This window comes from Hymenobacter segetis (assembly GCF_038448715.1).
Taxonomy (GTDB): Bacteria; Bacteroidota; Bacteroidia; order Cytophagales; family Hymenobacteraceae; genus Hymenobacter; species Hymenobacter segetis.
This window is the reverse complement of record NZ_JBCEVZ010000004.1, coordinates 24,011-48,020: the sequence shown is the minus strand read 5'-3', so window position 1 is coordinate 48,020 and position 24,010 is coordinate 24,011. Positions and strand designations below refer to the sequence as shown.

Here is a 24,010-nt window from a genome sequence, read left to right as displayed (position 1 = left end):
TACTGCTGTTAGCTATATCCTTATGAAAAAGTCGCACCTCTTCGTTCTGGCCATCATTGCGGTGGCCGCTGCCATCATCCTCAGCACCACCGCCGATGCCAGCGTTTATGTAGGCTTCGGCGAGGCCCGCGCCCGCGCCGCCGAGGGCAACACCACTAAAGTGCACGTAGTGGGCAAGCTGCCCCGCGATGCACAAAAGCACCCCCTGGGCCTGGAATACGACCCCATGACGGACCCCAACTACTTCGCCTTCACGCTGGTGGATACCACTCATCTGGCCCAGCGCGTGGTGTACAACAACCCCAAACCCCAGGATTTCGACGCTTCCGAGCAGGTGGTTATCACCGGCTGCATGAAGGGCGACGTGTTCATGGCCGACAACATTCTGTTGAAGTGCCCCAGCAAGTACGTGAAGAAGGATTTGAAAGGCGCTACGGCTTCAGTCAACTAAGTATTGGTAGCCTCTGACTAAAACACCAGGCGGTGCGGGCGACGAAAATTCGTTGCCCGCACCGCCTGGTGTTTTCATTGGTCTCTCCATCTCAAAAGTCCGGGCCGGCGACTTTTTCACCGACCACTTGTTATTAAGCCTCCCGGCTCCGGCGGCGCGGCCGTAAATTTGCCCGATATTCTTTGCTTATGAACTTATTAGTAGGACAAATCGGCCACCTCAGCGTCATTCTCGCGTTTGCGGCGGCGTTGGTGGCGGCGTATAGCTATTTCCAGGCCTCGCGGGGGCGGGCGCTGGGCGAGGAAGATGCCAGCTGGTTGCGGCTGGGGCGCGGGGCATTTTTTGTGCACGGCGCGGCCATTGTGTCGGTGATTGTTTGCTTGTTCAACATCATTCACGCGCACCGCTACGAGTATTATTACGCCTGGAGCCACAGCTCCAATCACCTGCCGGTGCAGTACATGATTTCCTGTTTCTGGGAAGGCCAGGAGGGCTCGTTTCTGCTCTGGATTTTCTGGCAGGTAGTGCTGGGCTTCTGCATCATGAAGTTTAATCGCAAGTGGGAAGCGCCCGTGATGGCCGTGTTCAGCGGCGTACAGCTGTTTTTGGTGAGCATGATTATCGGCGTAGTAATTGGCGGCGTGCGGATTGGCTCCTCCCCTTTCATCCTGCTGCGCGAGTTCCTGACCGACCTGCCGGTGTGGAAGATGAACCCCAACTTCGTGCCCAAGGACGGCACCGGCCTCAACGCCCTGCTCCAGAACTACTGGATGGTGATTCACCCACCCACCCTATTTCTGGGCTTTGCCCTGACCCTGGTTCCTTTCGCTTTCGCCATTGCCGCGCTCTGGAAAAAGGAGCTGACGGCCTGGGTGAAACCGGCTTTGCCCTGGACGCTCATCGGCGGCGGGGTGCTGGGCGTGGGTGTGGTAATGGGCGCTTATTGGGCCTATGAGACGCTGAATTTCGGCGGCTACTGGAACTGGGACCCGGTGGAAAACGCCGTGTACATTCCGTGGCTGGTGCTGGTGGCCTCGCTGCACGGCCTGGTGCTGTGGCAGAAGCGCCGCACCGGCCTGCGCACCGCGTTTGCGCTGGTTATTGCCACGTTTGTGCTGATTCTTTACGCCACGTTCCTGACGCGGAGCGGGGTGCTGGGCAATGCCTCGGTGCACTCGTTTACGGATTTGGGCTTGTCGGGGCAGCTGTTTATTTACCTGGCGGCCTTTACGGTGCTGGCGGTGGCGCTGCTGGTGTGGCGCTGGAAGGAGATTCCGATTTCGGCCAAAGAGCTGAATGCTTACAACCCCGAGCTGTGGGTGTTTGTGGGCGCGACGGTGCTGTGCCTGGGCGCGTTCCAGGTGCTGTTTACAACCAGCATTCCGGTGTATAACTCCTTTATGGGGCTGCTGGGCATCAAGACCAACGTGGCCCTGCCGGCCGACCAGATTGCGCACTACTCCAAGCTGCAATTGTGGATGGGCGTGGGCGTGGCGCTGCTTTCGGGCATTGCCCAGATTATGTGGTGGCAGCGCAATACCAAGGAAACGCTCATCAATTCCCTCACCGCGCCTACGCTGCTGGCTTTGCTGGGCACGGCGCTGGTGGTGCTGCTGGTGCGCTATAATGGCCTCACGATTTCGCCGGCTTATGTGGTGCTGACGCTGGCGGGGCTGTTTGGGGTACTGGCCAATTTCGGCACCATCTTCACGCTGCTGCGGCGGGGGGTGCGGCTCTCGGGCGGCGCGGTGGCCCATTTGGGCATTGCCTTGATGCTGCTGGGGGTGCTGGCGTCGTCGGGGTATTCGAGCATTATTTCGCGCAATGTGTCGGGGCTGCTGTATTCGCGGGAGTTTACCGAGGATTTGAACCGCGACAACGTGCTGCTGTGGCGCAACGAAACCGCGCCCATGCACGGCTACCAGCTCACTTACACGGGGCAGTATTTTGAGGTGCCGGGCGTGCCGGGCTACGTGGACAAGCAGTTCCTGTACCGCACCGATGACGACTACAAGGCCGTGGCCCGCGCGCCGATTACGGTGGATAGCAAGGTCTATTACAAGACCGGCGACACGGTAAATATCCTGCCGGAAAACACCTATTACCGCATCAATTACAAGGACCAGAAGTCGGGCGAGCAGTTTACGCTGTACCCGCGGGCGCAGGTGAACGAGGAGATGGGCGGCCTGCTGGCCTCGCCGGCCATCAAGAAATTCTGGGGGCATGACATTTATACCCACATCAGCTCGGTGCTGGACCCGCGCAAGGAGAAGCCCTGGAGCGAGGCCAAGCAGTCGGTGCTGAGCGTGGGCGATACCATTTTCCTCAACGACTACTTCGCCGTGTTCCGGGCGGTGGAAGCGGCGCACGAAACGGCCGGCCTCAACCTGCAAAAGGGCGATTTGGCCTTGCAGGCCGACATGATTGTGTACGGCGAGAAGCGGCAGTACCACGTTCACCCCGTGTTTGTGGTGCGCAACCGCATGGTGGGCAGCCTGCCCGACGAGGCCGAAGACCTGGGGGTGCGCATCACCTTCGATGCCGTGGACCCGGCCAAGGGCAAGTTCACCTTCGGGGTGAGCACCACGCAGAAGGACTACGTCATCCTCAAGGCCATGGAAAAGCCGTTTATCAACCTGCTCTGGAGCGGCACGCTGCTCATGGCCCTCGGCTTCGGCTTGAGCGTGCGGCAGCGCGGCGGCAAGGGCGTGCTGGCCGATACCTCGGCCGAAGCGGAGGCCCCGGCCGAGGCCAGTGGGCAGGCCGTGCGGCCCCAGCCGGTGGGCTAAAACTTCCCATTACAACAATCAAAAAGCCCTTACTGCTTGCAGTAAGGGCTTTTTGATTGTTGTGCATGACTATTATAGCACTGCTAACTCGTTTTTCAGAGATGGTAATTGAGTTACCAAACCTGATAAGGCCTTTTCCGACTCTGGAAAAGAAGTTACCAGCTTCGGAAACTTCTTTTCCAGAGTCGGAAATCGAGTTATTACCCTTAGATAATTCTTCTCCAGAGCTAGTAATAAAGTTTCCAACACCGATAACACCTTTCCAGCCTCCTGGAATCTTCCCTGATGAAGCACAAAAAAAGGGCCGCCCAATGGGCAGCCCTTTTGCCGAAGTCAAGCGAAGCCGAAGCTTACTTCACAATCGAAATCTGCTGCTGGGTGTACTCCTCGCCGTTGCGGACTTTGATGGAGTAGATGCCCGAAGCGAGCGAGGACAGGTTCACGCTGTTGCTGAAGTTATCCTTGGCCGAGCCCGTGTAGACGCGCTGGCCGAGCATGTTGGTTACTTCCACGGCCATGGCCTGCTTGGCGTTGGCACCGTGGATTTCGAGGTTGAACACGCCCGTGGTAGAGGGGTTCGGGAACACGCTCACGGCGCGTTTCAGGGCCTCCGAGGTAGCCAGCGGGCCGGCCGAGATGGTGAGGTCATCGATGGCCAGGAAGCCTTGGTTGGCCTGGCTGATGGCGTGGAAGCCCACGTAGAAGTTGCCAGCCGTGGCGGGCGTGATGTCGAGCACTGCCGGGGTGCTGGCGTTGCGGGCCAGCACGTAGGTAGCGCTGGTCATGTTGGGGTTGTTGTAAATCAGGTTGGTCTGGCCGGCGGGGGTAGCGGCAGCGCCATACTTCACTTCCAGGCCTTCGGTGTAGCCACCGGTAGCCACGCGGTAGTAGAACGACAAGCGGTAGGCCTGCGAGGTGGCCATGGTCAGGGCCGGCGTGAAGAACCAGTCGTTGGCGGCTACCGTGGGCGTGGGGCCCTGGTTGTTGTAGGAGTACACCATGGCGTTGGGGGCCGAGCGGGCCACGCTGGTGGTGGCGGGGTCGGTCACGGTGCTGGTGGCGCGCCAGGTGAAGCCGTCGTTGTTGCTATCCGTGACGGTGATGCCGCAGGGCAGCGTCTGGCCAGCCACGATGGCGTCGAAGTTCTGAGTGTAGGGGAAAGCCGCGATGGTGGGCGGCGTGCAGGCCGTGGTCACGCGAACCGGGCCGCCCAGGCCGCTTTGCGACGTAGCGCTGCAAATGGTCTGGATGTAGAAGTCGTAGGTGCTGCTCGGCGACAGGCCGGCCAGCGTGTAGGTGGTGCCGGTGAAGGTGGGCGAGGTGGTGCTACCTGCACCGCCGGGCGTGAAGCCGGGGGCACCGTACACAATCTGGTAGCCGGTGGCAGTAGCCGCGGCCGTGAACGAGAACGAAGCCGACGTGGGCGTGCTGCCCGTGAGCGTCAGGCCCGTGGGCGTGGGGCAGGAGTTGGGCACGGAGGTTTCGGCCCCGAACGGCAGTTTGTAGCCATCTAGCGCGGTGCTGACCAGCGTGGGGGCGGCCGGCGTGGTAGCCGAGCCTCGGTAGAAGGTATTGGGACGCGTCGGGGTCTCGTTCTGCACCCCAAACGGGTAGAACTGAAGCGTCGTGCTGGTCGAAGCCGTTTGGGCCATGCCAATGAGCACGTCGCCGGCAGGCACCGTTACGGGCGAGCTAAACGTGAAGGTGTGTTGCACATCGATGTCGGCCGCCGTGATAACATAATCGGGCGTACGGCCCAGCAGCACGCCGGTCGTTGCGTTTACTACAACGCCGTACACACTCTCGCCCACCGATGTTTTCGACGTGGCGCTGGCACCCGCCGAGCTCACCAGGGCACTAATGGCCGTGATGCTGCGGGGGTCGTTTAGGGTGATTTTAGCTGCGTAGTAGCTGTTGGCCCCGGCCGAGAATACGCCATTGCCGCTAGCGGCATTGGGCGTTTCGAACGAGATGCGCGTCGCGCTGGTAGCCATTGCCTGGGCCACCGAGTTGTTGCCGTTGTTGTCGTCGCTGGGGACGGTCACGGTCACGGTGTTCTGGCCCACGTTGGTCAGGCTGATGTTGGTAAACGTCACCACCCCGGTGCTGCTGACGGGCAACGAAGTCAGCGTCTGCGTTTGGGTGAAGGTATTGGCTCCGCTGATGGTCAGCGTCACGACCGTGGGGGTCGTCACGGCGGCGATACCGGCGTTGCGGACCACGGCCCGGATGCTGAACGGATTGCTCACGGGCACCGCGATAGAGCCGTAGCCCTGAATCTCGTTCACGGCAATGTCGTTGGTGGCCGGGGCAGCGGTTGTGGCTCCGAAGGGGAATTTGTAGTTGGAGGTGGTGGCGGCGGCCAACGCAGCCGCCGGCGTACCACCGGCCGTCGAGCCGGAGTAATAGGTATTCAGGCGGTTCGGGTCCTCAATCTGCACGCCGAAGGGGTAAAAGGGCAGTGCGCCGGTGGGCGCGGCCTGCGCCATGCCAATCAGCACATCGCCGGCCGGCACCGTGGCGGGAGCCGTGAGGGTAAAGGTGTGGAAGGTATTGACATCGGCGGCGGTGATGACGTAGTTGGCCGAGCGGGCCAGCAGCGTACCAGTCGTGGCATCAATGACCACCCCGTAGACGCTTTGGCCGACGGACTCGGACGACGTGGCCGAGGCGCTGGCGCCGCTAACCAGCGCCCTTACCGCCGTGATGCTGCGGGGGACGCTCAGCGTGATTTTCGAGGCATAGTACCCATCGGCTCCGGCGCTGAACACGTTGTTGCCACTGGCCGCGCCCGGCGTAGCCAGCGAGATGGTGGTGGCGCTGGTTTCCATGGGCTGCGAAATCGAGTTGTTGCCGCTGTAGCCGTCGTTGGGGAGTGCCGTCGTGAGGGTGACAGTGTTCTGGCCCACGTTGGGCAGGCTGATGCCCGAGAACGTGGCCACGCCCGACGCGCCCACGGCTAGGGCCGCTACGTTCACCGTCTGGGTGTAGGTGTTGGCCCCGCTGATGGTCAGCGTGACGGGGGTAGCGGCGGCCAGGGCGGTGTTGCCGGCGTTGCGCACCACCCCGCGCAGGGTGAAGGGGTTGCTGGCCGGTGTGATAACCGAGGCATAGCCCTGGATGGCCGATGCCGCGGCATCATTGGCCACCTGAATGGAGAAGCGGTAGGTGCGGCCCAGGTCGGGCACCACGGTGCCACGGAAATTGTGCCCGTTGCCGGTGTAGGGGCCAGCGCTGAACGCGGTGCCCGACCACGGCGTGGCCGAAGGCTTCACGCCCAGAATGGCCGAAGCAGCGTCGGTGCCTTTCAGGCCCACAATGCCAAATTTGGCGACGTCGGCGCTGGCGGCACCCGGCGTAGCCGTGCCGTACACGAAATCAATCTGGTTGCTGGTTTCATACAGCTTCACCTGGAAGGAGAAGTTGGCGTACTGCGTGCCGATTGCGGCCGACGAGGCCGAAGCCGGCCGGGCCTTATCCGACACGTTTTTCCACTGAATGGTGCACACGCGGTTGGGGGCCGTGCCGGTGGTTGATACCCGGTACTCGGTGCCGCCGGCCGAGCCAGCGGTCAGGTCCTGGTTGAAGGCCAGCAGCAGGTTCGTATCCGCGCCATCTACCGGACCATTGACGGTGCTCTGGCCGCCGTCGGTGTACTGCGCCCCGGTAGGTGCCGCGGTGCCGAGCTTGATGAACCCGTTCGTGTTCAGCACGAAATCGGTAAAGGCCGCGCCGTTGTAGCTAAAGCTGAAACCAATGGGCGTGGCGGCCGAGTTGGCATCGTCCGTATTAGCCGTGGCAATGGCCGTGCCGGTGGTGCCCAGGTCGGTGTAAGTACCGGGGCTGTTCACAACGTTGCCGGCCGAGTATGGCAGCTGGGCGTGGGCCGTGCCCACAGCGCCCAGCGCGAATAGCGCGGCCAGTGCAACGTGCCGCAGGCGCACAGTTGGCCCCGGGCGATTGTATTGGTGGTTCATTGAGAAGAGGGAGTAAAATGGGTGAATAAGAAGATTATAAAGTTGAGCAAACGCGCTGAACTGACCGTTGCGCAAGTCGCCTTACGGGCCGGACGGTAGCTTTGGGGGTACAAGTTGCTAAACTTTGGGCACAAATCCGTGAGCACGCCTCTTTTTGCCACTACCTCAACCCTTGCAGCGGTGGATGTTCGATGGTCAACCGTTTACCCCATTCTATCATTATTATATTTCATCATTAATTAATGACAAAAACCCCGCCTGCTTCTCTGCGCATCGGCCTGTTTGGCACCGGCCGCGTGGCCAGTCAGCTGGCCCCGGCGCTGGTAGCCGCCGGCCACCAGCTCGCCTTCGTGTGGAGCCGCACGGCCGCCGCGGCTACCGCTCTGGCCGCCACGCTCCCCGGCACCCCGGCGCTGGCCACCTTGGCTCCGCCCCTGCCCCCCGCCGATGTGTACCTGCTGGCCGTGCCCGATGCCGCCGTGGAGCCGCTGCTCGCCAGCATCCAATGGCCCGAGGGTGCCTTGGTTGCGCACCTGGCAGGCGCGTTGCCGCTATCCGTATTTGCCGCGCAGCCCGCCGTGCGTGGCGGCGTGCTCTACCCGCTCCAGACCTTCAGCCCGGGCCGGGCCATTGATTGGCCCGCCGTGCCGCTGTGCATTGAGGCCGCCACGTCGGATGCCGAAGCCACTTTGCTGGCCCTGGCCGAAAGCCTCAGCCGGCACGTGCTGCGGCTCGACTCGGCCCAACGGCTCAAGCTGCACGTAGCGGCCGTGTTTGCCAACAATTTCACCAACCACCTGTTGGGCATTGCCGATGCCTTGCTGGCCGAGGCCGCCCTGTCACCGGAATTGTTGGCCCCGCTGGTGCGCGAAACCTTGGACAAAGCCCTAGCCAACCCGCCCTTTACGGTGCAAACCGGGCCGGCCGTGCGGCACGACGCACCCACGCTGGCCGCCCACCACGCGGCGCTGGCGGCGCACCCGGCCTGGCAGGCGCTGTATGCGCAGCTCACGGCCAGCATCCAGGCGCAGCTTTGATGCCGGGGCCGGGAGGAGTACCTTTGCGGCGGCAAATGCCGCGTATTATTCGACTTATTTGATTCCTGTTTTGTCTGTTTCCGCCACCACCATCACCTTCCAGTTCAACGACGGCCAGCCGGCCCAAACCCACGTGGCGGCCTCCGGCGAATCGGTGCTCGACGTGGCGCTGAACAACGGCATTCAGCTCCAGCACAACTGCGGGGGCGTGTGCGGGTGCAGCACCTGCCACATCTACATCAACGCCGGCGGCGACGACCTGCCCGAAATTTCCGACAAGGAGGAAGACTTCATTGACCGCGCCGAAAACCCGCGCATCAATTCGCGCCTAGCCTGCCAGTGCGTAGTGGAGAAGGACATGCAGCTCGTCGTCACCATCCCGCCCCAGCACTTCCTCGGGCACTAGGGTTTGAATTATGAGTTTTGAATTATGAATTATGAATTGCTGCTCTGCGCAATTTATAGTTGGTAGTTACTTGTTGAAACTCGTTTTTCCGCCACCAATTCATAACTCAAAATTCATAATTCATAATTAAACAGATGGCCCATTTCGAGCCGCCCATGCACTGGGCCGACCACGAGGATATTGCCATGGCGCTCTACGAGAAGTTCGGCGACGACTTCACGGAGGCCAAAATCTACCGCATCCGCTTCACCGAGCTGATTGAGTGGGTGCTGAGCCTGGACAACTTCGACGGTACCCGCGAACAGTCTACCGAAGGCCATCTGGAGCAAATCCAGGCCAAGTGGGTGTACGAGTGGCGCGATAACCAATAGCCGAACTACGGTCGAGCCTAAGCCGACGGCCCGCCAACCCCGCGCTGGCTTCCCGCGTAAGCGGTTTTGAAATGGCGCTCTAATGCCGTTTCAGGCCTTTCCGCAGCCTTTACCCGGGCGGTTTTTTTCCCCTTTTTGTTTTTTTGCATGAAAACCGGCATCATCAAATTTTTCAACGAAGCCAAAGGCTATGGCTTCGTGACCGACGACCAAACGAAAGAAGACTTTTTCGTACACGTAACGGGCCTGAACGGGACCACAGTGCAACAAAATGACCGGGTAGAATTTGAAACCCAGGAAGGCCGCAAAGGCATCAATGCCGTGAACGTGCGCAAAATCTGAGCTTGAAAACTCCATGATGGCTGCCCCCGCGCCATCGCAAAAGCCTCTCCCGCCACGGAGAGGCTTTTTTGTGCCCATCGCGCGCGCCAGCCACGCAGGCAGCCCGCCACTTCTGCCGACCTTTGCACTTCGCCCCTGCCCCGCGCTGCTACCGATGAACCCGCTGCCCCCCAAGCCGCCTGCGCCTGCCCTGCCCCCGCCGCCCCCCGCAGAGCGGCTGCGCACGGCCCTGCCCACGCTGGTGCGCTGGCCCAACCTGCTCATTATGCTGCTGTGCCTGGCCCTGGTGCGGGCCGGCCTGCTGCTGCCCGAGCTGCCCCTGCGCGAGTCGCTGCTCAACCGGCGATTCGGGCTGCTGGTGTGGGCGGCGCTGCTGGTGGCGGCGGCCGGCTACATCATCAACGACTATTACGACGTAAAAATCGACGCCATCAACCGGCCCGACCGGCTGGTGATTGGCCGCGTGGTGAACCGGCGCATGGCCATGCTGGCCCACATGGTGCTCAGCGGCGTGGGCGTGCTGGTGGCGGGCTGGCTGCACCCGGTGCTGGGCCTCGTCACGCTGGGCACGGCCCTGCTGCTGTGGGGCTATTCGGCGCGCTTCAAGCGGGTGGCGCTGGTGGGCAACCTCAGCATTGCCACCCTCACGGCGGCGCTGGTGCTGCTGCCCGAACTGCAACTACAGTTGGAGCGCCACGATGGCCACAGCGTGGTGTGGCCCTACGCGCTGGCCGCCTTCCTGCTCACGATGGTGCGCGAAATCGTGAAGGATGTGGAAGACATGCGCGGCGATGCCCAGCACGGCTGCCGCACGCTGCCGCTGGTGTGGGGCGTGGCCCGCACCAAGTGGATAGCGGGCTTTTTCCTGGCGAGTCTGGCGCTGCTCACGCTGGGGGCCACGGGCCGGCTGCTGCTGGGCGGGCACTGGCCGCTGGGCCTGTGGCTGCTGGTGTTGGTGCTGCTGCCGATGGCTCAATTGACCCGCCTGCTCATCCGGGCCGACCGGCGGCGGCACTTTCGCCACCTGAGCACGTTCTGCAAGGGCATCATGCTGGCCGGCGTGCTGAGCATGGCCCTGGCCGGCTCGCTGTGATGTGCACCAGCGATAAAAAGAACGTCATGCAGAGCGCAGCGAAGCATCTTGCCCGCTTCGTTGTTTCGATTGAATTACTGCTGCGGTCAAGATGCTTCGACTGCGCGGACGCCAGATGAACATGACGCACCAGGCTGTTAAATGTTAATTGATAACTGTTAAATGAAATATCGCCACCTCTTCTTCGACCTCGACCACACGCTGTGGGACTTCGAAAAAAACGCCAACGAAACCCTGCACACGCTCTACGAGCGGCACGATTTCGCCCGCTACGGCACCTTCACGGTAGACCAGTTTATCAGCGTCTACAGCGACATCAACCATGCCCTCTGGCGTTTATACCAAAGCAATAAAATCACCCAAAGCCAGCTGCGCGAGGTGCGTTTCAGCCGCACGCTGACGCGGCTGGGGCTGACCGAAGACCAGATTCCGGCCACCATCTCGGCCGAATTCACCGATATTCTGCCCCAGAAATCGGCCGTATTTCCCTTCACCCACGAGGTGCTCGACTACCTCAAGCCCAAGTACCGCCTGCACCTCATCACCAACGGCTTCAACGACGTGCAGGGCATCAAGCTGAACTCGTCGAACCTGACGCATTACTTCGAGGAGGTCATCACCTCCGAGGAAAGTGGCTGTCTCAAGCCCGACCCGCGCATGTTCGCCCACGCGTTGGAGCGCACCGGGGCCACCGCCGCCGAAAGCCTGATGATTGGCGACAACCTCGAATGCGATGTGCTGGGGGCCTACAACGCCGGCATCGACCAAGTGTATTTCAACCCCGATAAGCGGCGGCACTTCAACCAAATCACGCACGAAATCAGCTGCCTGAGCGAGCTGAAGGACATTTTGTAAGAGTCTTGAATAATTTAATAGAACGTCATGCTGAGCGCAGTCGAAGCATCTCTACCGCACAACGCAATCCAATCGACAGGATTAGTGCTGCGGTAGAGATGCTTCGACTGCGCTCAGCATGACGTTCTTTTTTATCCGTTACTCCTCCCACCCCATGGTACACCTCATTGGCCTTTCCGGCCGCCGGGGCAGCGGCAAAGACACCGTGGCCCGCATCCTGCAACAGCTCCAGCCCCAGCGCATCTGGCAGATTCGCTCCTTCGGCGACTCCATCAAGTCCGTCTGCGCCGCCCTCACGGGCGAGGCCGTGGCCCCCTACTACACCCAGGCAGGCAAGGCCGAGCTGGTGCCCACCTTCCACCGTACGCGGGGCGAAATGCTCCAGCAAGTGGGCCAGGCCCTGCGCGAGTGGGAGCCCCTGGTCTGGGTCGATGCCTTCTTCGCCGCCCTGCCGCCCGAGGCCTTCGTGCTGGTGCCCGACGTGCGCTTCGCCAACGAGGCCGACCCCATCCGCGCCCGCGGCGGCCTCATGCTGCGCGTGGAAGGAGACCCGCTGCACCAGCGCGGCGACGGCACCCGCGACGACAACCACCCCAGCGAAACGGCCATGGACGACTACCCGCACTTCGATTTCACCCTCCACAACACCGGCTCTTTAGAAGACCTCACGCGGCAAGTGCGTGAGTTGCTGGGGCGGCTGTAGTATAGCTTTCCCGCAGTGAGCGCATTGTTGTTTTACGAGCCATACCAGAACAGCACTGCGACCACCGCGTTTACCACTGCGCCCACTGCGGGAAATTCGTCTCCCTACCTTTGCCCCAAGCCCACCTCAAAAACTCCTTCTAACTATGGCCACCGGCTTTTTCAACGTCCCCGTCCCCATCAACGAACCCGTCAAAGGCTACGCCCCCGGCTCGAAAGAGAAGCTGGAGCTTCAGCAAGAGCTCAAGCGCCTGCGCGGGCTGGAGCTGGATATCCCCATGCACATCGGCGGCGAGCAGGTTCGCACCGGCGACCTGCGCCGCATGAGCCCCCCGCACGACCACCAGCGCACCCTCGGCCACTTCCACTATGGCACCGCCGCCCACGTCACCCAGGCCATTGAGGCCGCCCTGGCCGCCCGCACCGCCTGGGCCGAGCTGCCCTGGGAGCACCGCGCCGCCATCTTCCTCAAAGCCGCCGACCTGCTGGCCGGTCCCTACCGCGCCCGCATCAACGCGGCCACCATGCTGGCCCAGAGCAAAAACGCCTTCCAGGCCGAAATCGACGCCGCCTGCGAACTGATTGACTTTTTCCGCTTCAACGTCCACTTCATGCGCCAGGTCTACGAGCAGCAGCCCGAGAGCCTGCCCGGCATGTGGAACCGACTGGAGCAGCGCCCCCTCGAAGGCTTCGTGTTCGCCCTCACGCCCTTCAACTTCACCTCCATCGCCGCCAACCTGCCCTCCTCGGCGGCCATGATGGGCAACGTAGTGGTGTGGAAACCCGCCGATACGCAGGTCTACTCCGCTCAGGTATTGATGGAACTGTTCGAGGAAGCCGGCGTACCCGCCGGTGTTATCAACCTGATTTACGCCGACGGCCCCGTAGTGGGCGACGTGGTGTTCAAGCACCCCGACTTCGCCGGCATCCACTTCACCGGCTCCACCAAAGTCTTCCAGACTATCTGGCAGGAAATCGGCCAGAACATCCACCGCTACAAATCCTACCCCCGCATCGTGGGCGAAACCGGCGGCAAAGACTTCATAGTGGCCCACAAAACGGCCCACGCCAAAGCCGTAGCGGTCGGCATCTCGCGCGGCGCGTTCGAGTACCAGGGCCAGAAATGCTCCGCCGCCTCCCGCGTCTACCTCCCCAGCAACCTCGCCGATGAAATCCTCGGCTACGTGAAAGAAGACCTCGCCTCCTTCAAAATGGGCGACGTGGAAGACTTCTCGAACTTCATCAACGCCGTCATCAGCGAGGTTTCCTTCGATAAGCTCGCCAAGTACATCGACGGTGCCAAAGCCGACCCGAACGCCGAAATCATCGCCGGCGGCGGCTACGACAAGTCGAAAGGCTACTTCATCGAGCCCACCGTCATCCTCGCCAAAGACCCGAAATACATCACCATGTGCGACGAGCTGTTCGGCCCCGTCGTCACCGTCTACGTCTACGACGCCGACAAATTCGAGGAAACCCTGGAGCTGGTCGACACCACCTCGCCCTACGCCCTCACCGGCGCCATCTTCTCGCAGGACCGTTACGCCATCGACCTCGCCTCGAAGAAGCTGACGCACGCCGCCGGCAACTTCTACATCAACGACAAGCCCACCGGCGCAGTAGTAGGCCAGCAGCCCTTCGGCGGCGCCCGCGCCTCCGGCACCAACGACAAAGCCGGCTCCATCCTGAACCTGCTGCGTTGGGTATCCCCCCGCGCCATCAAGGAAACCTTCGTGCCCGTCACCGATTACCGCTACCCCTTCCTCGGCTCCGCGCCCGCCGAGGATTTGAACCGCGACAAAGGCCTGTAAGCCGAAATAAAAAACGGCCCGCATCGAGTGATGCGGGCCGTTTTTGTTAATCTAATTCGCTTTTAGCTTCCGGGCCAGGGTAAATAGTCATTTGCACCACGCCAGTATCCTCATAAACATCCTGGACCCGAAGCGTGAGGCTCAACTCCGGAAAATAAATTTCATCCGTAAACTGAGCCAGCGGCGTGAACGACCACACCCCACTTTCTTCCCGCCGGTACCATTCTACCAGACAGGTTTTCTGCGAAACCAGCAAGTAGTGCCGCAACGATGGCAGCGCCTTATAACGGTCAAACTTCCAGCTGCGGTCGCGGGTTTCGGTCGATTTAGACAACACCTCAATCAGCAAAACCGGCGCTTCGATGGTGCGTTCCGCCGCCAAATCAGTCACTGAGCAGGTCACCGCAACATCGGGGTAGCTGTAGTACCGCCCTTTCTCCACCGCCAGTTGTACACCTTCAAAGAATATCCCGCATTTTTTACCTCGCAACCCAATCCGCAAGGCAAAAACGCAGTTACCAATCAGCCTGTTGTGTCGGATAGACCCACCGGACATCGCAAACACTTTGCCCTCGAAAAACTCGTGGCGCACGTCGCTCCGCGCTTCGAGGGCCATGTATTCTTCCACGGTGTATAATCGTTGCCGTTCCTGTTCCATAAGTTGCTGCCTGATACCCAAAGATACGCCAGGCACACCCGGCGCAATCAGCAGTCGCAGGGCTCATCATCGCCTACCGCTTCACCATCAAACTGCGACTGGATAGCCCGAATTTCCTCGCTATCCAGCGGCTTATGAATCAGGCCGGCCACCAGCTCGTACTCCTTGGATTTCTCCAGGTCCTTCAGCGCCAGCGACGACGTGAGGATGTAGATGTGGCAGGTGCCGCGCAACGCTTCCTGATAAGGTGCCAGGGCATCGAGAAACTGCCAGCCGTCCATTAGCGGCATGTTCAGGTCCAGAAACACGACCTGGGGCACGGCTTGCTTTTTCCCCACCAGTTTGTCCAGCGCCTCTCTGGCCGACTGAAACGTGCAGATGCAATTGGAAAACCCTTCGGTTCGCAACAGCTGCTCGGTGAGGTAGATGGCAAGGTCGTCGTCATCAATGAGGTAGGTTTTCATCCGCATGGGGCCTGAAATAGAGAGTGAATTCGGTTCCTTCATCGGGGCGGCTGGCCACGGTCACCTGCCCGCCCATGGCTTCTACGTGGGCCCGCACCAGGTACAGGCCAATGCCGCGCCCGGCCTTGCCCGCATGGAAGCGCCGGTAAAGCTGAAAAACGTTGTCGCCGGCCTGCTCCCGGTCAAACCCCAAGCCATTGTCGCGCACCGTGATGGTCAGCCCCTCCGCCGGCGTCACGGTAGCCGCGATGTCGATACGCAGCGGCCGGGCATCGGCCCGGTACTTGATGGCGTTGGAAATCAGGTTGTGAAAGATGCTATGGAAATAGGCCCGACTGCCGGCCACGCGCAACTCGGCCGGAATCTGTAGGTGAAGCTCGCCGCCCGCCGCTTGCAGCGCCTCCTGCAAGCCCAGCACGGCCTGCTGGCACACGGCGGCCAGCGGCACTGACTCGGCCCGGTAGCCGGCCTCCTCGTCGCGCACCGAGAGGATGTCGTTCACATCATTCAGCACCTCATCGAGCAGCCGCAGGCTGGTGCGCAGGTTTTGCAGCGACGTTTCGAACACTGCCGACGACTTATCCACGCGGGCCAGCAGGTCGCTAAACCCCAGGGCATTGGCCAGCGGAGCCCGCAGGTTGTGCGACACGATGTAGGTAAACTGCTGCAAGTCGGTATTCTGGCCAATTAGTTTCTCGGTCATCAGCCGTTGCTGCCGTTCGGCCTGCTTGCGCGGCGTGATGTCCTGCATGGCCCCAATCATGCGCACAGGCCGGCCCGCCGCATCGCGCAGCAGGTAGCCCCGGTCAAATACCTCAGCCCAGGCACCATCGGCCCGCCGGAACCGGTATTCCTCCTCCCAGAACAGGTTCGTGGTTTCAAAGGCCGCGTGCCGTAGGCCGGCTACCACGCGCGGGCTGTCATCCGGGTGCACAAAGTCGGCCCATTTGCTGAATGGCGTAGGGTTTTCGGTAAGATGATGCCCAAACAAATTCTCAAACCCTTCGCCCCAATACAGCGTGTCGTCCCCAACGTTCCAGTCGTAGATGGCATCGGTGGTGGCTTTCAAGGCGTAAGCAAACCGCTCGTTGCTGAGGCGCAGCGCCATTTCCACTTGCTTTTCCTTGGTGAGGTCGTGCACCACCCCCACCAGCTGGCAGCAGCGGCCGTGCTCGTCGGGCACTGGCGTCACGCTCACCTCGCCCACCACCCGGCCCGTGGGATAGTCCGATGTTTCCTGCCACACCACGCGCTCCATGCTGGCAATGGCCTCGCGGTATTTGCCAAGCACCAAGCTGAGCGAGGGCTCCGGAATGATGTCCTCCACGTAGCGCCCCAGCACCTGCTCTACCGGCAGGCCGGTGGTTTTCTCAAAGGCTTTATTGGCGAATACAAACCGGTAGCGCCCCTCGCCCTCCACATTCAGCACGAACGTGACGTCGGCAATGGTATTGAAAAGGACCGAAAGCTGATGCTCCCGCTCCGCCAGGGCCACGTTAGCCGCTGTGAAGTCTCTCAAAGAATCAGCGGAATCAGACATGGAGAGGAAAGATTAGTGCTCAGCTTGCCCCTAAAGAAAGCACATCCAATCCAAATAAAACTCCATTGCGGGCCGAATATTTCCGCCCGCTGTTATCCCGGCAGGCCACCATCACCGGCCCAATTCAGCCATCCCCCCAGCGGTTCACGTTTCAACATTGCGCCCCAACCCCGTGGGCGCTACCTTTGCCCTTCAGCGCCCGTGAGGCCTGTTTGCTATATAATTGACCTCTATGTACCTAGCCCTGCCGGCTGCCAATTATCAGCCCTCCGATTATCTTCCCATTGTCATCCAATTTGGTCTGGCCCTGGCATTTGTAGCCTTCGCCATGATTGTTTCGCACATGGTGGGGCCCAAGCGCCACAGCACCGTGAAGGACGCTTCCTTCGAGTGCGGCATCGAATCGGTGGGCAACGCCCGCACCCCGATTTCGGTGAAATACTTCCTTACGGCCATTGTTTTCGTGCTTTTCGACGTCGAGGTTATCTTCATGTATCCCTGGGCTGTGAATTTCCGCGAGCTCAATAAAGACGGCTACTACGGCTTCATCGAGATGATAATCTTCATGACGCTGCTGCTGGCCGGCTTCTTCTACATCATCAAAAAGGGCATTCTGCGCTGGAATGAAGTACCAGCCGGCCAAACTTTCGCCACTACGCCAGTGTTGGAAAACCGGCCCGCCCAAGTGGCCAAAGCCGCCTAATCTGCTTGTCTCTTATAACTATGGCTGATAACCGAGTTCCTGAAATAAAAACCGTCGAAGCTCCCGAGGGCGTCGAGGGCGCTGGCTTTTTCGCCACCTCACTGGAGAAAGTGGTGGGCATGGCCCGCGCCAACTCGCTCTGGCCGCTGCCCTTCGCCACCTCCTGCTGCGGCATCGAGTTCATGGCCACCATGGGGTCGCACTACGACATCTCCCGCTTTGGCTCCGAGCGCCCCAGCTTCTCGCCCCGTCAGGCCGATTTGCTGATGGTGATGGGTACTATCGCCAAGAAAATGGCCCCCATCGTGAAGCAGGTGTACGAGCAAATGGCTGAGCCCCGCTGGGTGCTGGCCATGGGTGCCTGCGCCTGCTCGGGCGGCATTTTCGACTCCTACTCCGTGCTGCAAGGCATCGACCGCATCATCCCGGTCGACGTGTACGTGCCCGGCTGCCCGCCCCGCCCCGAGCAGGTGCTCGACGGCCTGATGCGCGTGCAGGACCTCGCCCGCAGCGAATCCTTCCGCCGCCGCAACGCGCCTGAGTATCAGGAGCTGCTGGCGTCTTACAACATTAAATAGTCTGTATCAGGTAGTCGGCAGTCGGATAGAAAGGCCGCCTTTTTTCCGACTAGCTGGCTAACACCACCCCCGAATGAATCCTCAGGAATCTGCCGCCGCTCCCGAAGCGCCCGTTGCCGAAGACCCGATAAAGGCCCAGAATGCGCAGGTAATGGCGTTGCTCACCCGCTTGTTTGGCGAGGCTACGTTCACCGATGTGCACGAGCCATACGGCCTGCTGACGGCGACCACCACGCGGGAGAAAATCCACGAAATCATCGCCGGCCTGCAGCAGGACCAGGAATTGAAATTCCACTTCCTGACCACAATGTGCGGCATCAACTACCCCGAAAACGTGGGTAAGGAGCTGGGCATGATTTACCACCTGCACAGCATGACGAAGAATATCCGGCTGCGCCTGAAAATCTTCTTCCCCATTGCTGACCCAGTGGTGCCGACCCTGACCGACCTCTACAACACCGCCAATTGGATGGAGCGTGAGGCCTACGATTTCTTCGGCGTCATCTTCACCGGTCACCCCAATCTCATTCGCATCCTCAACGTGGAGGACATGGACTACCACCCGATGCGCCGCGAATACCCCGTCGAAGACGGTACCCGCGAAGACAAAACCGACCTGTTTTTCGGCCGCTAGGCCCCTGATACTCATATCATGGCAGTAAACGACGCCCTGGCAGGCACCCACAAGATTCAAGAAGAGGCCGCCGCCCAGCGCCCCGGCCAGCTGATGCCCATTCTCAACGACTTCAGCCAGGAGCTGACGACGCTGAACCTGGGCCCGACGCACCCCGCCACGCACGGCATTTTCCAGAACATCCTGCAGATGGATGGCGAGCGCATCGTGTCGGGTGTGCCCACCATCGGCTACATCCACCGGGCCTTTGAGAAACTGGCCGAGCGCAAGCCGTTCTACCAGATTACTACGCTCACCGACCGGATGAACTACTGTTCGTCGCCCATCAACAACCTGGGCTGGCACATGACGGTGGAGAAACTACTTGGCGTGACCGTACCGAAGCGTGCGCAATACATCCGGGTGATTATGATGGAGTTGGCGCGCATTGCCGACCATCTTATTTGTAACTCGATTCTGGGCGTGGACACGGGTGCTTTCACCGGCTTCCTCTACGTGTTCCAGGAGCGCGAGAAGATTTACGAAATCTACGAGGAGGTGTGCGGTGCCCGCCTTACCACCAACATGGGCCGCGTAGGCGGCATGGAGCGCGACCTCTCCCCCGCCGCCCTCGACAAGCTCCGCGCCTGGCTGAAAAGCTTCCCGGCAGTGATGAAGGAGTTCGAGAACATGTTCAACCGCAACCGCATTTTCATGGACCGCGTGGTGAACGTGGGCCCAATTTCGGCGGAAAAGGCATTGAGCTACGGCTTCACCGGCCCCAACCTGCGGGCCGCTGGCGTCGATTACGACGTGCGAGTCATGAACCCCTACTCTTCTTACGAAGATTTCGAGTTCGACATTCCGGTGGGCACCAACGGCGACACCTATGACCGTTTCATTGTGCGCAATGAGGAAATCTGGCAGAGCCTGCGCATCATCAACCAGGCCCTCGACAAGCTGCCCGACGGTCCCTACCACGCCGATGCCCCGCACTACTACCTGCCCACCAAGCCGGAAGTGTATAAGAACATGGAGGCGCTGATTTACCACTTCAAAATCGTGATGGGCGAGATTGATGCACCTGTGGGCGAGGTATATCATTCGGTGGAAGGTGGCAACGGCGAGCTGGGTTTCTACTTGGTTTCGGACGGCGGGCGCACGCCGTATCGCCTGCATTTCCGCCGGCCCTGCTTCATTTATTATCAGGCTTATCCCGAAATGGCCGTGGGCACGACGCTGTCGGACGCCATTGTCATTCTCTCGTCCATGAACGTCATCGCCGGCGAGCTGGACGCTTAGTTTTTGTTGAAATAGACTGCTATGGAGCCGACCACCGCGCCCACCAAACCGCAATTCTCTCCCGCCGCCCAGGCGGAAATAAAGCGCCTGCTCACGCACTATCCGGAAGACCGGAGCAAGTCGGCCCTGTTGCCGATTCTGCACATCGCGCAAGCCGAGTTCGGCGGATGGGTGAGCCCTGAAGTACAGGACCTGGTGGCTGAAACTTTGAAAATCAAGCCAATTGAGGTATACGAGGTGTCGTCATTTTACACCATGTTCAACCTCAAGCCGGTGGGTAAACACGTCTTGGAAATTTGCCGCACGGGTCCCTGCATGTTGCGCGGCTCCGACGAGTTGACGGCCAATCTGGAGCGCATCACCGGAGCCAAAGTGGGCGGCACCTCGCCCGACGGAAATTTTACCCTGAAAGAAGTGGAGTGCCTGGCGGCCTGCGGCTTCGCCCCCGTCGTACAGGTGCGCGAGAAATATTACGAGCAGTTGGATACGCCCGAGGCGGTGGATGCCATGCTCAACGAATTGCGCGGTCAGGTTCATCGGCCCATCCTCTCGTGGGAAGAAAGCAGCAGCCTGCCCAACTCCCTGAAAAACAACTAACGGCTGGCCATCAGCACAACGCGTAATCTTATGGGCCGCAAGCTATTAACTGAACATATCAACGTCGAAGGCATCAATACCTTCGAGGTGTACCGCAAGCACGGCGGCTATCGCTCCGTGGAGAAGGCGCTCAAAACCATGACGCCCGACGAAGTGACGGAAGAAGTGAAGAAGTCGGGCCTACGCGGGCGCGGCGGTGCAGGCTTCCCCGCTGGCATGAAATGGGGCTTCCTGGCCAAGCCGGAGGGCGTGCCGCGCTACCTCGTTTGCAACGCCGACGAATCGGAGCCTGGCACCTTCAAAGACCGTCAGCTGATGACGAAGCTGCCCCATCTGCTGATTGAGGGCATGATTACGGGCAGCTATGCCTTGGGCGCGCGCACCAGCTACATCTACATCCGCGGCGAGTTATTGTACGTGTTGCGTATTCTAGAAAAGGCCATTGCCGAAGCCTACGCGGCCGGTTTCCTGGGCGAGAATATCCTCGGCTCGGGCTACTCGCTCGATTTGCACGTTCATCCCGGTGGCGGTGCCTATATCTGCGGCGAAGAAACCGCGCTGCTGGAGTCGCTGGAAGGCAAACGTGGCAACCCGCGCAATAAGCCGCCATTTCCCGCTGTGCAGGGCCTCTACGCCCGCCCCACGGTGGTAAACAACGTGGAAACCATTGCGGCGGTGCCGGTTATCGTGAACGAAGGCGGCGACGAGTACGCCAAAATCGGCATCGGCAAAAGCACGGGCACCAAGCTCATTTCGGCCTGCGGTCACCTGAACAAGCCCGGCATCTACGAAATCGAGTTGGGCCTGCCCGTTGAGGAATTCATTTACTCCGATGAGTATTGCGGCGGTATCTGGAAAGGCCGCGACCTAAAGGCCGTAGTGGCCGGTGGCTCGTCTGTGCCAATTCTGCCCAAAGAGCTTATCCTGAAAACCGCCGCTGGCGAAAACCGCCTCATGACTTACGAGTCGCTGAGCGACGGCGGTTTCGTGACGGGTACTATGCTGGGCTCGGGCGGCTTTATTGCGATGGACGAAACGACGTGCATCGTGAAAAACACTTGGAATTTCTCACGCTTCTACCACCACGAGTCATGTGGGCAGTGCTCGCCCTGCCGCGAGGGCACGGGCTGGATGGAGAAAGTATTGCACCGCCTCGAACACGGCCACGGCTCGATGCACGACATCGACCTGCTGGTGAGCGTGGCCAAGCAGATTGAAGGCAACACCATTTGTCCGCTGGGCGAAGCGGCCGCTTGGCCGGTAGCGGCTGCGGTGCGCCACTTCCGCCACGAGTTCGAGTGGCACGTGACCAATCCCAAAGAGGCTACGGCTCCCGGCGCGGCATATCGCGGCGCGGCGGTGCTGGCGTAACGGCTGTCATGCTGACGAAGGAAGCATCTTATCACCGCTGCTTTCGTCAGAAATAACTAACTAAAAGCTGCGCAGGCGTGATAAGATGCTTCACTCCGCTCAGCATGACAATACTATACCAATGGCTAAAATAACGTTCGACGGCATTGAGGTGGAAGTTCCAGACGGAACCACCATCCTGAACGCGGCCCGCCAGATTGGCGGCGGCATCGTGCCGCCCGCCATGTGCTACTACACGCCGCTGAAGGGCTCGGGCGGCAAGTGCCGCGCCTGCCTGGTGAAGGTTTCGGCCGGCTCGGCCAAAGACCCGCGCCCCATGCCCAAGCTCGTGGCCTCGTGCATCACCACGGTGCAAGACGGCATGGTGGTGGAAAACACCATCAACCAGCAGGTGATGGACGTGCGCAAGGGCATCGTGGAGATGCTGCTCATCAACCACCCGCTTGACTGCCCGGTGTGCGACCAGGCCGGCGAGTGCAGCCTGCAGGATTTCGCCTTTGAGCACGGCGTGAGCACCACCCGCTACGAGGAAGAGCGCCGCACTTTCGAGAAAATCGATATCGGCCCGCTCATACAGTTGCACATGACGCGCTGCATCCTGTGCTACCGCTGCGTGTACACCGCCGACCAGCTCACGCCCGAGCGTGTGCACGGCGTGCTGGGCCGAGGCGATGCCTCGGAAATCGGCACCTACATCGAGAACATCATCGACAACGAGTTCAGCGGCAACGTCATCGACGTGTGCCCGGTGGGCGCGCTGACCGATAAAACTTTCCGCTTTAAACAGCGCGTGTGGTTTACGAAACCCGTGGATGCCCATCGCGACTGCACCACCGACAAGTGCGGCGGCCGTGTAACGTTGTGGTATAAAGGCAAGGATGTACTCCGCGTAACGGCCCGCAAGGATGCCTATGGCGAAGTGAAGGAGTGGATTTGCAACACCTGCCGCTTCGACAAAAAGGAAACTTCGGACTGGGTTCTCGAAGGCCCGGCGCACATCAGCCGCGCCTCGGTTATCGCCCAGAACCACTACGAATTGCCGGTGGTGAACCCGCAGGTGATTCAGGATTTGCCGGAAAGCACCACCCGCGAATTGGAGCGCAACCCGCCGCTGCGGTTGGGAGGTTTGAATAACTAAGTAGCAGAAATAAGCACGTCATGCCGAGCGTAGTCAAGGCATCTCGCGTGTGGTAGTAAACCAATCGATTGAATTAGTTATGAGAGCGAGATGCTTCGGCTGCGCTCAGCATGACAAACGTCCATAATCAATGACTCTCCCCGCTCTGGGCTGGCAAGGCCTCGTCGTTCTGGCAACCTTCGGCATTTCGCTGCTGATTGCCACGTATTGCACCTACGCCGAGCGCGTAATTGCCGCATTCCTGCAGGACCGGGTGGGCCCGGACCGCGCCGGTCCGTTCGGCCTGCTCCAGCCGCTGGCCGATGCCGTGAAGCTCTTCACCAAAGAAGAATTCTTCCCCGCCGGGGCCAACCGGGCGCTGTTCGTTTTCGGCCCTTGCCTGGCCATGGTCACGGCCCTGATGTCGTCGGCGGTGATTCCGTTCGGCAACTTCCTGCAGTTCGGTGATACCATTATTCACCTGCAAGGCATCGAAATCAACGTGGGCATGCTCTATGTGTTCGGCATCGTGTCGCTGGGCGTGTACGGCATCATGATTGGCGGTTGGGCATCGAACAACAAGTTCTCGCTGCTGGGTGCCATCCGCGCCGCTTCGCAAAACATTAGCTACGAGCTGGCTATGGGCCTCGCCCTGATTGCCGTGCTGATGATGTCGGGTACGCTCTCGCTGCGCGAAATCACTTTGCAGCAGTCGGTAGCAGGCGAGTGGCACTTCTGGAACATTGCCAAGCAGCCGCTGGGTTTTGTCATCTTCATCGTCTGTGCTTTCGCGGAGACGAACCGCACGCCTTTTGACTTGCCGGAGTGCGAAACCGAGCTCATCGGCGGCTACCACACCGAGTATAGCTCCATGAAAATGGGCCTATATCTGTTTGCTGAGTACATCAACGTATTCGTGGCTTCGGCCGTGATGAGCGTGCTGTATTTTGGCGGCTTCAACTTCCCATTCCAGTATGAGCTGCGCGATTGGTTCGTATCGAGCCGCGGCCTGGAGCTGGTGACGGCTCAGAACATCATCACCATCCTCGGGCTGGTGGGCTTGTTCGCCAAAATCTTCGGTTTCATTTTCTTCTTCATGTGGGTGCGCTGGACGCTCCCGCGCTTCCGCTACGACCAGCTGATGCGCCTGGGCTGGACCATCCTCATCCCCTTGGCTATTTTCAACATCCTGCTCACGGGCGGCCTGATTACGTTCGGCGTAATTAAATAACG

Annotated in this window: 21 protein-coding genes and 1 pseudogene; 18 read left to right on the top strand and 4 right to left on the bottom strand. The window is 60.5% G+C overall.

Annotation, left to right across the window (positions count from 1 at the left end):
* Positions 1–22 precede the first annotated feature (22 nt).
* Complete coding sequence (locus AAFH49_RS02985; RefSeq protein ID WP_342295914.1) at positions 23–451, top strand: cytochrome c maturation protein CcmE domain-containing protein; 429 nt, start codon at positions 23–25, stop codon at positions 449–451.
* A 188-nt stretch (positions 452–639) separates the two neighbouring features.
* Complete coding sequence (gene ccsA / locus AAFH49_RS02980) at positions 640–3,240, top strand: cytochrome c biogenesis protein CcsA (protein ID WP_342295913.1); 2,601 nt, start codon at positions 640–642, stop codon at positions 3,238–3,240.
* Positions 3,241–3,590: 350 nt separating this feature from the next.
* On the opposite strand, the gene AAFH49_RS02975 is transcribed toward ccsA, so the two are convergent.
* Positions 3,591–7,217: a T9SS type A sorting domain-containing protein gene (locus tag AAFH49_RS02975; protein WP_342295911.1), complete on the bottom strand. Its 3,627-nt coding sequence runs from the start codon at positions 7,215–7,217 to the stop codon at positions 3,591–3,593.
* A 242-nt stretch (positions 7,218–7,459) separates the two neighbouring features.
* Between AAFH49_RS02975 and AAFH49_RS02970 the strand changes: the two genes are divergently transcribed.
* The 8 genes from AAFH49_RS02970 to pruA all read left to right on the top strand — a co-directional run bounded on the left by AAFH49_RS02970 (position 7,460) and on the right by pruA (position 13,834).
* Positions 7,460–8,254 carry a Rossmann-like and DUF2520 domain-containing protein gene (locus tag AAFH49_RS02970; protein WP_342295909.1) on the top strand — a complete coding sequence of 265 codons (795 nt, stop codon included), beginning with the start codon at positions 7,460–7,462 and terminating at the stop codon, positions 8,252–8,254.
* Positions 8,255–8,324: 70 nt separating this feature from the next.
* Positions 8,325–8,660: a 2Fe-2S iron-sulfur cluster-binding protein gene (locus tag AAFH49_RS02965; protein ID WP_342295907.1), complete on the top strand. Its 336-nt coding sequence runs from the start codon at positions 8,325–8,327 to the stop codon at positions 8,658–8,660.
* A gap of 134 nt (positions 8,661–8,794) precedes the next feature.
* The gene (gene iscX / locus AAFH49_RS02960; protein WP_342295906.1) at positions 8,795–9,031 is read left to right on the top strand and encodes a Fe-S cluster assembly protein IscX; all 237 of its coding nucleotides are present in this window, start codon (positions 8,795–8,797) and stop codon (positions 9,029–9,031) included.
* A gap of 147 nt (positions 9,032–9,178) precedes the next feature.
* Positions 9,179–9,373 (top strand): cold-shock protein, encoded by a 195-nt coding sequence (locus tag AAFH49_RS02955; protein WP_168673555.1) that lies wholly within the window; start codon positions 9,179–9,181, stop codon positions 9,371–9,373.
* Positions 9,374–9,527: 154 nt separating this feature from the next.
* On the top strand, positions 9,528–10,466 hold the full coding sequence (locus AAFH49_RS02950; RefSeq protein WP_342295903.1) for a geranylgeranylglycerol-phosphate geranylgeranyltransferase: 939 nt from the start codon (positions 9,528–9,530) through the stop codon (positions 10,464–10,466).
* A 162-nt stretch (positions 10,467–10,628) separates the two neighbouring features.
* A complete protein-coding gene (locus AAFH49_RS02945; protein WP_342295901.1) occupies positions 10,629–11,321 on the top strand; it encodes a YjjG family noncanonical pyrimidine nucleotidase in 693 nt (230 codons plus the stop codon).
* 154 nt (positions 11,322–11,475) lie between these two features.
* Positions 11,476–12,024, top strand: a complete 549-nt coding sequence (locus AAFH49_RS02940) for a nucleoside/nucleotide kinase family protein (RefSeq protein ID WP_342295900.1) — start codon at positions 11,476–11,478, stop codon at positions 12,022–12,024.
* Positions 12,025–12,169: 145 nt separating this feature from the next.
* Positions 12,170–13,834, top strand: a complete 1,665-nt coding sequence (gene pruA / locus AAFH49_RS02935; RefSeq protein ID WP_342295898.1) for an L-glutamate gamma-semialdehyde dehydrogenase — start codon at positions 12,170–12,172, stop codon at positions 13,832–13,834.
* 46 nt (positions 13,835–13,880) lie between these two features.
* Here pruA and AAFH49_RS02930 read toward each other — a convergent pair whose 3' ends face one another.
* Genes AAFH49_RS02930 through AAFH49_RS02920 form a run of 3 tightly spaced genes read right to left on the bottom strand, consistent with a single transcriptional unit; the run spans position 13,881 to position 16,496 of the window.
* Positions 13,881–14,492: a Uma2 family endonuclease gene (locus AAFH49_RS02930; protein ID WP_342295897.1), complete on the bottom strand. Its 612-nt coding sequence runs from the start codon at positions 14,490–14,492 to the stop codon at positions 13,881–13,883.
* A 47-nt stretch (positions 14,493–14,539) separates the two neighbouring features.
* Positions 14,540–14,956, bottom strand: coding sequence for a response regulator (locus AAFH49_RS02925; RefSeq protein ID WP_342295895.1), 417 nt, complete (start codon positions 14,954–14,956; stop codon positions 14,540–14,542).
* Positions 14,937–16,496, bottom strand: a complete 1,560-nt coding sequence (locus AAFH49_RS02920) for a sensor histidine kinase (protein WP_342295893.1) — start codon at positions 16,494–16,496, stop codon at positions 14,937–14,939. Before AAFH49_RS02920 ends, AAFH49_RS02925 begins: the two co-directional genes overlap by 20 nt.
* A 232-nt stretch (positions 16,497–16,728) precedes the next feature.
* Here AAFH49_RS02920 and AAFH49_RS02915 point away from each other — a divergent pair.
* From AAFH49_RS02915 to nuoH, 8 genes and pseudogenes are all read left to right on the top strand, one after another.
* A pseudogene (locus AAFH49_RS02915) lies at positions 16,729–17,118 on the top strand (NADH-quinone oxidoreductase subunit A); the annotation flags it as partial.
* Positions 17,119–17,219: 101 nt separating this feature from the next.
* A complete protein-coding gene (locus AAFH49_RS02910; protein ID WP_342295892.1) occupies positions 17,220–17,777 on the top strand; it encodes an NADH-quinone oxidoreductase subunit B in 558 nt (185 codons plus the stop codon).
* Between the two features lie 73 nt (positions 17,778–17,850).
* Positions 17,851–18,411 (top strand): NADH-quinone oxidoreductase subunit C, encoded by a 561-nt coding sequence (locus AAFH49_RS02905; RefSeq protein ID WP_342295890.1) that lies wholly within the window; start codon positions 17,851–17,853, stop codon positions 18,409–18,411.
* 93 nt (positions 18,412–18,504) lie between these two features.
* On the top strand, positions 18,505–19,692 hold the full coding sequence (locus AAFH49_RS02900; protein WP_342295998.1) for an NADH-quinone oxidoreductase subunit D: 1,188 nt from the start codon (positions 18,505–18,507) through the stop codon (positions 19,690–19,692).
* 21 nt (positions 19,693–19,713) lie between these two features.
* On the top strand, positions 19,714–20,289 hold the full coding sequence (locus AAFH49_RS02895; protein WP_342295889.1) for an NADH-quinone oxidoreductase subunit NuoE family protein: 576 nt from the start codon (positions 19,714–19,716) through the stop codon (positions 20,287–20,289).
* 30 nt (positions 20,290–20,319) lie between these two features.
* The gene (gene nuoF / locus AAFH49_RS02890; protein WP_342295887.1) at positions 20,320–21,660 is read left to right on the top strand and encodes an NADH-quinone oxidoreductase subunit NuoF; all 1,341 of its coding nucleotides are present in this window, start codon (positions 20,320–20,322) and stop codon (positions 21,658–21,660) included.
* Between the two features lie 121 nt (positions 21,661–21,781).
* Complete coding sequence (locus AAFH49_RS02885; protein ID WP_342295885.1) at positions 21,782–22,798, top strand: NADH-quinone oxidoreductase subunit G; 1,017 nt, start codon at positions 21,782–21,784, stop codon at positions 22,796–22,798.
* 130 nt (positions 22,799–22,928) lie between these two features.
* Entirely contained in the window at positions 22,929–24,008 is a 1,080-nt protein-coding gene (gene nuoH, locus AAFH49_RS02880; RefSeq protein WP_342295883.1) for an NADH-quinone oxidoreductase subunit NuoH, read from the top strand.
* Positions 24,009–24,010: the final 2 nt, after the last annotated feature.